Annotated in this window: 9 protein-coding genes; 6 read left to right on the top strand and 3 right to left on the bottom strand. The window is 73.0% G+C overall.

Annotated features, from left to right (window positions below):
* The first annotated feature begins 37 nt into the window (after positions 1-37).
* From ABZZ04_RS14635 to ABZZ04_RS14645, 3 genes are read left to right on the top strand one after another with little or no spacing between them, the layout of a single operon-like run.
* Complete coding sequence (locus ABZZ04_RS14635; RefSeq protein WP_356932547.1) at positions 38-1942, top strand: RiPP maturation radical SAM C-methyltransferase; 1905 nt, start codon at positions 38-40, stop codon at positions 1940-1942.
* Positions 1939-2544, top strand: coding sequence for a DUF5825 family protein (locus tag ABZZ04_RS14640; RefSeq protein WP_356932548.1), 606 nt, complete (start codon positions 1939-1941; stop codon positions 2542-2544). Before ABZZ04_RS14635 ends, ABZZ04_RS14640 begins: the two co-directional genes overlap by 4 nt.
* A gap of 4 nt (positions 2545-2548) precedes the next feature.
* Positions 2549-3796: an MFS transporter gene (locus ABZZ04_RS14645; RefSeq protein ID WP_356932549.1), complete on the top strand. Its 1248-nt coding sequence runs from the start codon at positions 2549-2551 to the stop codon at positions 3794-3796.
* 142 nt (positions 3797-3938) lie between these two features.
* Here ABZZ04_RS14645 and ABZZ04_RS14650 read toward each other — a convergent pair whose 3' ends face one another.
* Both ABZZ04_RS14650 and ABZZ04_RS14655 read right to left on the bottom strand, forming a co-directional pair.
* Positions 3939-5468 carry an amino acid permease gene (locus ABZZ04_RS14650; RefSeq protein WP_356932550.1) on the bottom strand — a complete coding sequence of 510 codons (1530 nt, stop codon included), beginning with the start codon at positions 5466-5468 and terminating at the stop codon, positions 3939-3941.
* 91 nt (positions 5469-5559) lie between these two features.
* Complete coding sequence (locus ABZZ04_RS14655; protein ID WP_356932551.1) at positions 5560-6567, bottom strand: hypothetical protein; 1008 nt, start codon at positions 6565-6567, stop codon at positions 5560-5562.
* 441 nt (positions 6568-7008) lie between these two features.
* Between ABZZ04_RS14655 and ABZZ04_RS14660 the strand changes: the two genes are divergently transcribed.
* The 3 genes from ABZZ04_RS14660 to ABZZ04_RS14670 are packed head-to-tail and all read left to right on the top strand — an operon-like array spanning position 7009 to position 11109.
* On the top strand, positions 7009-8442 hold the full coding sequence (locus ABZZ04_RS14660; RefSeq protein ID WP_356932552.1) for an FGGY family carbohydrate kinase: 1434 nt from the start codon (positions 7009-7011) through the stop codon (positions 8440-8442).
* Positions 8443-8461: 19 nt separating this feature from the next.
* Entirely contained in the window at positions 8462-9874 is a 1413-nt protein-coding gene (locus ABZZ04_RS14665) for an NAD(P)/FAD-dependent oxidoreductase (protein WP_356932562.1), read from the top strand.
* A complete protein-coding gene (locus tag ABZZ04_RS14670) occupies positions 9871-11109 on the top strand; it encodes an FAD-dependent oxidoreductase (RefSeq protein WP_356932553.1) in 1239 nt (412 codons plus the stop codon). Before ABZZ04_RS14665 ends, ABZZ04_RS14670 begins: the two co-directional genes overlap by 4 nt.
* Positions 11110-11157: 48 nt before the next feature.
* Here ABZZ04_RS14670 and ABZZ04_RS14675 read toward each other — a convergent pair whose 3' ends face one another.
* Positions 11158-11784, bottom strand: a complete 627-nt coding sequence (locus ABZZ04_RS14675; RefSeq protein ID WP_356932554.1) for a hypothetical protein — start codon at positions 11782-11784, stop codon at positions 11158-11160.
* Positions 11785-11941 lie beyond the last annotated feature (157 nt).

Raw genomic sequence — 11941 nt, forward strand, 5'->3', positions numbered from 1 at the left:
CGTCCCGGCGTCCGCCCCCGTGCCGTGGGAGGCGCATGTGCGAATACATCTCGTGACGATGCCGTGGCAGCCGCTGGAACTTCCCTCGCTCCAGGTGGGATTGCTGCACGCGTTGCTGAACCGCGTCCGGCCGGACGACGAGGTGCGCGAGTTCCACGGCTCCCTGCGCTGGGCGGAGTTCCTGCTCGAACGCTCACGGGGGGAGCTGCGCCCCGGCGACCACATCGCGGTGGGAAGCGAATCGATCTTCGACGGGCTGGGGGACTGGGTGTTCTCCGGCGTCCTGTACGGCGATCCCGAATGGGGCGTGGCGCGGCTGAAGGAGTACGCCGCGCGGCGCGGCACCGACATCGGCACGGCGACCGCGATGCGGGTGCACGCCGCGGACTTCGTCGACGCGAGCGCGAGCGCGATCCTCGGCGACGCCCCCGACGTCGTGGGGTTCACCTCCACGTTCATGCAGAACGTCTCCTCGCTGGCGCTCGCCGCGGAACTCAAACGCCGCCGCCCCTCGCTGACCGTCGTGTTCGGCGGCAGCAACTGCGAGGGCCCGATGGGGCACGCCCTGCACCGCAACCACCGCTTCGTCGACCACGTGGTGCGCGGCGAGGGGGAGTACGCCCTGCCCGCCCTGCTCGCCCACCTCGACGCGGGCACCGCACCCTTTGACGTACCCGGGCTGTGCTGGTGGGACGGCGAGGAGTCCCGGGCCAACGAGGAGTCCCGGCGCACCGTCGCACCCGGCGACATCCCCTCGCCCGACTACGACCTGTGGCAGGAGGCCGTCGACACCTCCCCGCTCGCGGAGTACGTACACCCGAAACTGGTCGTGGAGGGGGCCCGCGGCTGCTGGTGGGGCGAGAAGCACCACTGCACCTTCTGCGGCCTCAACGGATCGGCCATGACCTTCCGCGCCAAGACCGGGGACCGCCTCTGGGCCGAGGTCGACCACCTGGTCCGGCGGCACCGCATCCTGGACGTCGTCACCGTCGACAACATCATCGACATGGCGTACTTCAAGGACTTCCTCCCGCTCGCCGCCGACAGCGGCTGGGACCTGCGCATGCACTACGAGGTCAAGTCCAACCTCACCGCCGAGCAGCTGGAACTGCTCGCCCGGGCGGGCTCGGTCCACATCCAGCCCGGCATCGAGAGCCTCAACAACAAGGCCCTGGACCTCATGGACAAGGGAGTCAGCGGCGCCCGCAACGTCCGCACCCTCCGCGAGTGCGAGAACCACTCGCTCACCTGCTCCTGGAACTACCTGTACGGCTTCCCCGGCGAGACCGCCGAGGACTACGCCTCCGTCATCGCCCAGATGCCGGCCCTCGTCCACCTCCAGCCGCCCGGCGGCGCCCACCGCATCCAGCTGGAGCGGTTCAGCCCCAACTTCGCCGACCCCGCGCTGGGCTTCCACCGGCGGACGCCCGCCGAGATGTACCACCACGTCTACGACCTGCCCGAGAGCGAACTGGCCGACCTGGTCTACCTCTTCGACACCCCGCCCGCCGGCATCGGCGGCGGGACCGAGGCCCGGCTCAGGGCCGCGGCGCGCGACTGGTACACCGGTCACCCCACCTCCACCCTGGTCATGGAACAGCCGGAGGCGGCGGACGGCGAGGAGGCGCTCCTCGTCCACGACCGACGGCACGGCTGGCCGGAGCGCACGCACCGGCTGACCGGCTGGCGGGCCGCCGCCCTCCGTCACCTGGAGGCGGGCCGCACCCCGGCCGCCCTGCACCGGCTGCTCACCACCGACGGGAACCCGCCGTCCGCCGGGGCGCTCGACGCGTGGCTCGGCGAAGCGGTCGCCCTGGGACTCCTCTTCGACGACGGGCGGACCCATGTGGCGCTGCCCACCTGGCACGTCCCGGTCCGCTCCGTCGACCGCGCCCCCGGCCCGGACGACACCCCGCTCCAGGAAGGGAGCGCCACCCGATGAGCCCCCTGCCCGCACCCCCGGCCCGACCCGCCCCCGCCCTGCCCACCGGACAGGTGCCGCACCGCATCCGGGGACGGCTGGTGACGGTGGACGAACCCCTCCGACTGGGCTCGGGCGGCCGACGCGCCGCGGCACAGGTCCGGTTCCTGCGCGAGTGCCAGAGCCACGACCTCGTCGTGCGATGGTTCCCGGCCACCGACGACCCCCTGTTCACCGGGCCCGCGCGGGAGGTCTCCGCGACGGCCGGCCTGCTGCGCCACCTGCCCGCCCCCGCCCCGCTGCCCGGAGAGCCGCCGGCCCTCGCCGAATGGCGGGAACGCCACGCCTACGGACAGCTCTACCACCGGAACGGACCGGACTTCGTGACCGTCATGGATCGCAGGGACCCCTCGGCCGCGGCCCGCTTCACGATCGACGACCCCGACCTGCTGGCCGCGTTCCGCACCCTCCAGGACGCCACCGCGGTGGCCGGTCTGGACGCGACCGGCCGCGAGGCGGTGGACCTGCTGGCGGGGGAACGCCTCGCACGGGTGACCGACGGCTGGGTGGTGGCGCTGCCGCCGCGCATCCGGCGGTGGCCCGTCCCCTGCTCCGACATCTGAACGGATGGAGCAGCCGCCCAGCCCCCCTTCCCCCGCCCGTGTCGGGGGACCGCCGCGCCCGCTGCCGCGCCACCGCCCCTTCCTGCTGCTGTGCGGGGAACAGATCGCCAGCTCCGTGGGACGCCAGGTCACCACCCTGGCGCTCGCGCTGATCGCCGTGACCCGGCTGGACGCGGGACCGTTCGGCGCCTCCGCGCTGATGGCGCTGAGCTATCTCCCCGGAGCGCTCCTCAGCCCGTTCGCCGGTCTGCTCGCCGACCGGGCCCGGCTGCGTGCCCTGACGGTCCTGCTCACGGTCCTCCAGACGCTCGTGGTCGGCTCGGTGCCCCTGGCGGCCGCCCTGGACCGGCTCGGCCTGCCCCAGCTGTACGTCGTGGCCACCGTGTCCGGCGCGCTGACCTCCATGCTCGCCGTGTCCCTCCAGGCGGCCCTGCCCCGGGTCGTGCACCCCGGACAACTGCTGTCCGCCAACTCCGCGCTGACCGGCGCCCGTACCACCGGACAGATCGGCGGCCCCGCCCTGGGCGGAGTGCTGGTGGGCCTGACCGGCGCGTCGACGGCGCTGCTGGCCGCGTGCGCGGCGTACGGCGTCGAGGCACTGCTGCTCCTCGCGCTCCCCGCCGCGCTCGACACCCCCGCCGAACGCCGCCACCCGCGACCGGGCTCCCGGACGGCCGCGCTGCGCGGCGGACTGGCGGTGGTGCGCGGCGAACGGCTGCTGCGCCGGCAGGTGCTCGCCGGGGCCGGGTTCAACCTCGGCAGCGGGGCGGCCGACGCGCTCTTCGTGCTGTACGCCACCCGCGATCTGGGGCTGCCACCCTGGCAGTTGGGCACGGTCTACGCCGCGTTCAGCGTCGCCACCGTCCTCGGGGTGCTGCTGGCGCGGCGGTTCGCCACCACGGCGGGACTGGCCGCGGCGACCCGGGTCTGTGCGGTGGTCGCCGCCCTCGCGATCTTCCTGATCCCGGCCGCCTCGCTGCTGCCGGCCTTCCCGGCGCTGCTCGGGTACCAGTTCGTCTTCGGCCTCGCGGCCACGGTCTGGGCCATCTCCATGACCACCACCCAGCAGCTGATCACACCGCCCGAACTCCAGGGCAGGGTCGCCGGGGTCGTCCAGGCCGCCCTCACCGCCACGGTGCCGGTCGGCGCGCTCGGCGGCGGGGCGCTGGCCGCCTGGCTGGGCAACGTACCGGTGCTCACGGGCGGGGCGACGGTGGCGCTGCTGGCCGCCGCCCGCCTCTGGGCGCGATGAGGGACGCACCGGCGCGGACCGTTCCCCGGAACCGGAGCACCGGCGACCGGCCCCGCACACGCCTCGGCCCTCCCCGGTCGCCGACCGCGGCCTGTCGTCCGCCGCGTGCCGTGACCCGGGAGGGCCGGAGAAGAGGGGAAGGTCAGACGATGCCTTCCTCGATCTCCGCCTGCTCGCGGGCGTTGCCGTACGCGGACGGCGTGCTGTACGAACGGCGGGCGACGAACCACCACACGGTGGCCAGGACCAGCACCGCGATCAGCGCGATCGACGCGTAGTTCATCGAGTCGACCGTCACCGGGGACGACTGCGGCAGCAGGAACAGCACGGTCACGATCGCCACCCACACGACGGCGATCCAGCCGATCGGCTTGCTCCACCGGCCCAGGTGCCAGGGGCCGCGCTCGAAGCGGTTGCCGGAGCGCAGCTTCAGGAAGATCGGGATCGCGTATGCGGGCGTGATGCCGATGACGTTGATCGCGGTCACCGCGCCGTACGCGGTGGCGGAGTACAGCGACGGCAGCGCGAGCACACCGGCGACGACGACCGACAGCCACACCGCGTTTACGGGGGTCTGGGTGCGCGCGCTCACCTTGTGCCACAGCGCCGAGCCCGGCAGGGCGTTGTCACGGCTGAACGCGAACACCATCCGGCTGGCGGCGGCGACCTCGGCGTTGCCGCAGAACAGCTGCGCCGCGATCACGATCAGGAGCAGGGCGGTGGCCCCGGAGGTGCCCAGCGCGTCGATCATGATCTGGGCGGGCGGGACGCCGGTGGCGCTCTCCTGGGTGCCGACGTAGTCCTGGATCGCGAAGGTCAGACCGGCGAGCAGGACGAAACCGGCGATCCAGGAGACCCAGATCGCCCGGACGATGCCCTTGGCGGCCGTCACCGAGGCGTTCGAGGTCTCCTCCGACAGGTGGGCCGAGGCGTCGTAGCCGCAGAAGGTGTATTGCGCGAGCAACAACCCGATCGCCGCGACGTACAACGGGTTCTCCCAGCCCGTGTCGTTGACGAACTCGGTGAAGACGAACGACGGCGACTGGTGGTTCGAGGGCACGATCGCGAGCACGGCGACGATCACACCGACACCGATGAGGTGCCACCACACGCTGATGGAGTTGAGCACGCTGACGAGGCGGACGCCGAAGAGGTTCAGCACCGCGTGCAGCAGCAGGATGCAGACGAAGATGATCATCGTCTTGCCCGGGGTGGGGGTGAATCCCCACTGCAGGTTCATCAGCGCGCCGGTGAACAGGGCGGCACCGTAGTCGATGCCCGCGATCGCGCCCAGCAGACCCAGCAGATTCAGCCAGCCGGTGTACCAGCCCCACTTGCGGCCGCCGAGCCGGTCGGCCATGTAGTACAGCGCCCCCGAGGTCGGGTAGGCGCTGGTGACCTCGGCGAGCGCCATGCCGACGCAGAGGACGAAGAGACCGACACCGGCCCAGCCCCAGAGCATCACCGCCGGGCCACCCGTGGACATGCCGAAGCCGTACAGGGTCATGCAGCCGGACAGGATCGAGATGACGGAGAAGCTGATGGCGAAGTTGCCGAAGCCCCCCATGCGACGGGCGAGCACCGGCTGGTAGCCGAGTTCGCGCAGCCGTTCCTCCTCGTCCACCGGATGGGAAAGCTCCGCACCCGGCTTGGCCGGGGTGGGTATGGACATCGGGAAAACCTCCATGAGCGGGATGGATCAGGGGCGGAAAGGGACGGAAAGGGGGATGGTTCCGGCAGGGGCGGCGTCGCGGCGCGACGGATCAGCCGCGCGACCTCCGGCCCGGGGTGCGGGAAGCGGCGAGGCAGCGGCTGCGGGCGCGCAGGAAGACGTCCTCCGCGTCTCCCGGTGACTTGCCGCCACGGGTGCGGTACGCCCAGGGAACCGAGGTGAAGTAGGGGCCGAGCTCCTCGAACACCGCGGCGGCGTCGGCGAACTGGAGGGCGCCCCACAGTGCGTGGGCCAGGTGGTTGAGGTCGAGCAGGGAGTGGGAGATCGGAGCCGTGCGCCGGAACCAGAGCTCCAGCGCGCGGACGGCGTCCCGCTCTGCGTCCTCGGTGACCCAGTGCAGGTCGAGCGCCTTCTCGTGGCCCTGCTCGCGACGGTAGCGCTCGACCCGCACGTACAGGGGAAGCACGTGCAGCGCGGAACCCTCGGGGGCCGAGGAGGCCGCCCACTGGACGAAGTTGACCGCCTCGGAGAGACTCCCGCCGGCCTTTCGCGCGTACACGAACTGGAGCATCCGGTGGTAGGCCTCGCGGTTGTACGGGTCGCGCTTGTCGGCCTCCGCCAGCAACCCCCACGGACCGGGGAACAGCATCGGTCCCGGTGGGTGCAGCCGGTGTTCCTCCAGCTGCTGCCGCTCGTCGAGCTGGGACAGGGCAAGCAGGCACACCCACGGCACCGGGTCGGTGGGGGAGGCGTTCGCGGCCGACCGGCAGGCCGACCAGGCGTCCTGCCACAGTTCCCGGGCACGGTGGTGGCCCTCGCGGTGGGCCCGTACGGCCCGCTCGACGACGACGCGGGCGTGCATCACCGCGGCGGCGATGCTCCGGGGCTCCTCGGCCAGCCAGGCCTGCACCGCGTCCGAACCGGCGGCAACCGCGCCGAGCACCTGGGTGCGCTGGGTCCACAGGGTCCAGTCCGGAGTGCTTTCCAGCAGACTCCGCATGGACATCCAGCGCCCGGTGCGCAAATCCTGTAAGGCGACACGTAAATCGTTGTCGTGGCCTGCCGGATGATAAACCGGCCGGAAATCACTGTTGGCCATGGACTCGCCCTGTCCCCGTGCGACGGGACGGCATGTGACGGATGGAAGTTCTTCTCAGCACGTCACGCAACCCGGTGGCATGGCACTTGTGCGGAAGCGGGAGAACCGGGAGTCGGCGCCCCGGTTCTCGGCGAAAGGTGTCGGTCTCATCAATCCTCAAGGACGTGGGGGGTGAAGCAGCTGTTGAAAAACGAACTGCTCGAAAGCGTCCGGTTGTTGCTCGGCGGTGAGTGTAGAGGCAGTTGCTCCGTTCTTCGGACCGATTCGCGGATCTTACTCAAGTGGTCCGAATCCCAAGGACGTTGACCGGCACCCCGAATGTTCCGGACAGGGGGCCGTTCGGCCCTTGACGTACGCGGTGGTCTGCACCACTCTGGGCGGCGCAGTTCAAAGATCACGATTCCGTTCAAGCCGCAGAGCTTCCGCACAGCTGGAGTGTCGATGACAGGCCCGGTACTCGCTGTGGACCAGGGGACATCGGGGACGAAGGCGCTGGTGATCTGCCCCGAGCGCGGCGTGATCGGTTCCGCTTCGGTGCCGGTGACGACCCGTCACAGCGGTGGGGGAGCGGTGGAGGCGGATCCCGGCGAACTCCTCGGCTCGGTCGTCGAGGCGGGACGCCGGGCCCTGCAGGAAGCTGCCGAACCGGTGGTCGCCGTCGGCCTCGCCAACCAGGGCGAGACGGTGCTCGCCTGGGACCCGGACACCGGGCGCCCGCTCACCGGCGCGATCGTCTGGCAGGACCGGAGGTCCGCCCCGATCTGCGCCGAGCTCTCCTCCCGCGACGAGGAATTGACCCAACTCACCGGACTGCCCCTCGACCCGTACTTCGCCGCCCCCAAGATGGCCTGGATCCGCCGGGAACTGACCCGCGAGGGCGTCGTCACCACCAGCGACTCCTGGCTGGTCCACCAGCTGACCGGAGCGTTCGTGACGGACGCGGCGACCGCGGGCCGCACCCAGCTGCTCGACCTGGACCGGGCCGCCTGGTCGCCCGAGGCCCTGGACGCCTTCGGCCTGGCCGACGAACGCCTCCCCGCCGTCGTCGACTGCGACGGCACGGTCGGCACGACGACCGCCTTCGGCGCCGAACTCCCGCTGACCGGCCTCATCGTCGACCAGCAGGCCGCCCTCCTCGCCCAGAACGCGTTGGACCCGGGCAACGCCAAGTGCACCTACGGAACGGGCGCGTTCCTCCTCGCCCAGACCGGAACCGCCCCGCGCCGCGGCTCCACCGGACTGGTCAGTTGCGTCGCCTGGCGGCTCGGCGGCACCACCAACTACTGCCTCGACGGGCAGGTCTACACCGCCGCCTCCGCCGTCGACTGGCTCACCGGCCTCGGGGTGATCTCCGGCGCGGCCGACCTCGACCCGGTCGGCACCGGGGTCCCCGACTCCGGCGGCGTCACCTTCGTACCGACACTGGCCGGCCTCGCCGCCCCCTGGTGGCGCGGCGACCTGCGCGGATCGGTGACCGGCCTCGGCCTCGACACCACCGCCGGACACCTGGCCCGCGCCCTGTGCGAGGGCATCGCGGCACAGGTGGTCGAACTCGCCGAGGCGGTCGCGACCGACCTCGGCTCCCCGCTGACCTCGCTCCGCGTCGACGGCGGCCTGACCCGCTCCACGCTGCTCATGCAGACCCAGGCCGATCTGCTGCAACGCCCCGTCGAGGTGTCCGCGCTGCCCGACGCCACCGCACTCGGCGTCGGGGCCGTCGCCCGGCTCGGCCTCGACCCGCGACTCCCGCTCCGGCGGGCCGTGCCCGAATGGAAGCCCGCCGCCGTGTACGAACCCCGGATCGGCGCCGACGAGGCGGCCGAACGGCTCGGCCGGTTCCGGGCGGCCGTACAGACCCTCCTGGACCATGCCTGACACGTACGGGAACCACGCGATGCCCCACACGACCACGACGACCGGCCCCCTGCCGACCGACGGCCCGCCCTACGACGTGACCGTCGTCGGCGCGGGCGTCGTCGGCACCGCCATCGCCCGCGAACTCGCCCGCCACCGCCTGCGCATCGCACTCCTCGACGCCTCGGACGACATCGGCAACGCCACGTCCAAGGCCAACACCGCCATCCTGCACACCGGCTTCGACGCCGTCCCCGGATCGCTGGAGGCCCGGCTCGTACGCGAGGGAGCGCACCTGCTGCGCGCGTACGCGGCCGGCGCGGGCATTCCCGTCGAACGCGTCGGAGCCCTCCTCGTCGCCTGGGACGAGGAACAACTCGCCGCGCTCCCCGCCCTGTTGGCCAAGGCCGTGCGCAACGACTACCACGCGGCCCGCCTCCTGGACGCGGCGGAACTGTACGCCCGCGAACCCCACCTGGGGCCCGGCGCCCTCGGCGCGCTCGAAGTGCCCGACGAGAGCATCATCTGCCCCTGGACGACCCCGCTCGCCTACGCCACCCAGGCCGTGCGCGCCGGAGTCCACCTGCACCTCGGCTGCCGGGTGCGGCACATCGACAGCGACGACGACCTGCACACCCTCACCACCGACCGGGGCCCGCTGCGCACCCGCCACCTGATCAACGCCGCCGGGCTGCACGCCGACGAGATCGACCGGGAACTGGGCCACGACGTCTTCACCGTCACCCCGCGCCGCGGCCAGCTCATCGTCTTCGACAAGCTCGCCCGGGACCTCGTCGACCACATCCTGCTGCCCGTGCCCACCGCCGCGGGCAAGGGCGTCCTGGTCGCACCCACCGTCTTCGGCAACGTCCTGCTCGGCCCCACCGCCGAGGAGCTCGACGACAAGACCGCCACCGGATCGACCGCCGACGGGATCGCCCTGCTGCGGGAGAAGGGCCACCGCATCCTGCCCGAGCTGCTCGACGAGGAGGTCACCGCCGTCTACGCCGGACTGCGGGCCGCCACCGGCCAGGAGGACTACCGCATCCGGTCCCACCCGGAACAGCGGTACATCGTCGTCGGCGGCATCCGCTCCACCGGACTCACCGCCTCCCTGGCCATCGCCGGGTACGTCACCGGACTGCTCGGCGACTCGGGACTCGACCTCTCCGCCCCCGCCGAACTGCCGCCCGTCACCATGCCCAACCTCGGCGAGGCGTTCCCGCGCCCCTACCAGGACGCCGGACTGATCGCCTCGGACCCGGCCTACGGCACACTCGTCTGCCACTGCGAACGGGTCTCCGCGGGCGAGATCAGGGACGCCCTCGCCAGTCCGGTGCCGCCCCGCTCCCCGGACGGCCTGCGCCGCAGGACCAGGGCGGGCAACGGGCGCTGCCAAGGCTTCCACTGCGGGGCCGCGGTCCGCGCACTGTTCGAGGAGGAACGGTCATGACCCGGCGCGAACGGACCGTCGACGTACTGGTCGTCGGCGGCGGCCCGGCCGGCCTCGGCGCCGGGGCCGAACTCGCCGCGTCCGGCGCCGGCCGGGTCGAGATCCTGGAACGCGAACAGACCGCGGGCGGCGTCCCCCGCCACTGCGCCCACGGCGGATTCGGCGACCGGACCCCCCTCCTCGGCGGGGGAACGACCGGACCCGCGTACGCCCGGAGCTGTGTGGCCGCCGCCGTGCGGTCCGGGGCCGTCCTGCGCACCGGGGTCACCGTCACCGGCTGGGCCGGACCGCTGACCGTCGACACCACCGCCCCCACCGGCCTCGAACGGATCACAGCCCGCGCCGTCGTCCTCGCCACCGGCGCCCGCGAACGCCCCCGCAGCGCCCGCCTCGTCCCCGGCAGCCGCCCGCCCGGCGTCTACACCACCGGCGAACTCCAGCAGGCCGTCCACCTGTACCGGCAGCGGATCGGGACCCGGGCGGTCGTCATCGGCGACGAGCCCGTCGGCCGCGCCGCGGTCGACACCCTGCGCGTCGCCGGTGCGGACGTCGTCGCCGTGGTCACCGACCGGCCGCACTCCCGGCTCGCCGCCCTGACCCGGAGCGGGGACCACCCGCCGGTCCTCGACGACACCACCGTCACCGCGCTGACCGGCCGGGAACGCCTCACCGGAGTGGCGGTGCGCCACCGCGACGGCCGGACCACCACCCTGCGCTGCGACACCGTGGTCTTCACCGGCGACTGGATCCCCGACCACGAACTGGCCCGCCGCGGCGCGATCACCCTGGACCCCGGCACCCGCGGCCCGGCGTACGACGCCGCCCACCGCACGACGAGGGACGGGGTCTTCGCCGTCGGCAACCTGCTGCACGGCGTGGAGAGCGCCGCCTTCGCCGCGGCCGAGGGCCGGGCCGTCGCCGCGCCCCTGCTGCACCACCTGGCCACGGGCGTGTGGCCCGAGGGGCGCCCGCCCGTCACGGTCGCGGCCCCGCTGCACTGGGTCGCGCCGAACCTCGTCGGCCCCGACGGCGACGTCCCGCCGCACAACCGCTTCAGCCTGCGCACCACCTGGCGGCTGTTCTCGCCACTGCTCGTCGTCCGGCAGGACGGCCGGGTGCTCCACCGGCAGCGACTGCTGCGGCCGGCCGTACCGGGTCTCCCGTTCCACCTGCGCGCCGACTGGCTCGACCGGGTCGATCCGGACGGCGGAACCGTACGGATCGAAGCGAACTGACGGGGAGTCGGGAATTTCGGGACGCCGGATGGCCGGGAGACCGGGGAGTCAGGGAATCAGCAGCCAGTCCGAACCGATCGCCGCTACCAGGCCGACGGACAGCAGCCAACTGCCGAGCCGGGTACGGCCGTTCCTGCTGAGCTCTATCACGATCCCGCACAGGATCAGCGCGAGCCCGTACACCCCCACCACCAGCACGGACGACCGGCTGGCGATCCGCAGCACGAGGACCACCGCCATCGCGGCCATGCCCACCGCCGACAGCACCATCCGCAGCCGCCGCGCCTGGCGCGGAGTCAGCCTCCGGCCGTCGTCGTCCCCGTCGTCGCTGTCCCCGCCGACGGCGTCCTCGTCGTCGGCGTCCTCGTCCGGGGCCGCCGCGGGAGCCGGTCCGCCGACCGTCCCGGGGCCCTCGTCCCCGGTCTCCTCCCCGGCCTCCCCGGCAGTCTTTCCAGCGGCCTTTCCGGTGGTCTTCTCCGCGGTGGCCGTCCCGGGGTCCTCGGCGGGAGCCGCTTCGCCGGCCGCCCGGGGGGCCGGTGCGGAAGGCGCCCCGTCGGTCTTCGCGGGAGTCGCCCCGTCGGCCGGCTCCGTGGCGGCCCCCGATCCGTCCCCGGATCCGTCCTTGGTGTCGGGTATCGGGGCGTCCACGGCCCGCTCCTGGTCAGAAGTGCTCATGACGCGCGATCGTAATGGCTGCGGGCCGTCCTGTTCACCGCTCCCGGTGACGCACGGCGCACGACGCGGCCGACATGCGACGCGGACGCGACACGCGCGGGCCGCGTCCCCGCCCCCGGCGGCACGCCCCGCGACCGGCCTACCGGCCCGGCCCCCG

This window comes from Streptomyces sp. NPDC006435 (assembly GCF_040612315.1).
GTDB lineage: Bacteria > Actinomycetota > Actinomycetes > Streptomycetales > Streptomycetaceae > Streptomyces.

Coding starts and splice junctions, on each gene's coding strand:
- ABZZ04_RS14645 (WP_356932549.1), top strand. CDS start 2,549: ATGGAGCAGCCGCCCAGCCCCCCTTCCCCCGCCCGTGTCGGGGGACCG.
- ABZZ04_RS14660 (WP_356932552.1), top strand. CDS start 7,009: ATGACAGGCCCGGTACTCGCTGTGGACCAGGGGACATCGGGGACGAAG.
- ABZZ04_RS14655 (WP_356932551.1), bottom strand. CDS start 6,567: ATGGCCAACAGTGATTTCCGGCCGGTTTATCATCCGGCAGGCCACGAC.
- ABZZ04_RS14675 (WP_356932554.1), bottom strand. CDS start 11,784: ATGAGCACTTCTGACCAGGAGCGGGCCGTGGACGCCCCGATACCCGAC.
- ABZZ04_RS14670 (WP_356932553.1), top strand. CDS start 9,871: ATGACCCGGCGCGAACGGACCGTCGACGTACTGGTCGTCGGCGGCGGC.
- ABZZ04_RS14650 (WP_356932550.1), bottom strand. CDS start 5,468: ATGTCCATACCCACCCCGGCCAAGCCGGGTGCGGAGCTTTCCCATCCG.
- ABZZ04_RS14665 (WP_356932562.1), top strand. CDS start 8,462: ATGCCCCACACGACCACGACGACCGGCCCCCTGCCGACCGACGGCCCG.
- ABZZ04_RS14640 (WP_356932548.1), top strand. CDS start 1,939: ATGAGCCCCCTGCCCGCACCCCCGGCCCGACCCGCCCCCGCCCTGCCC.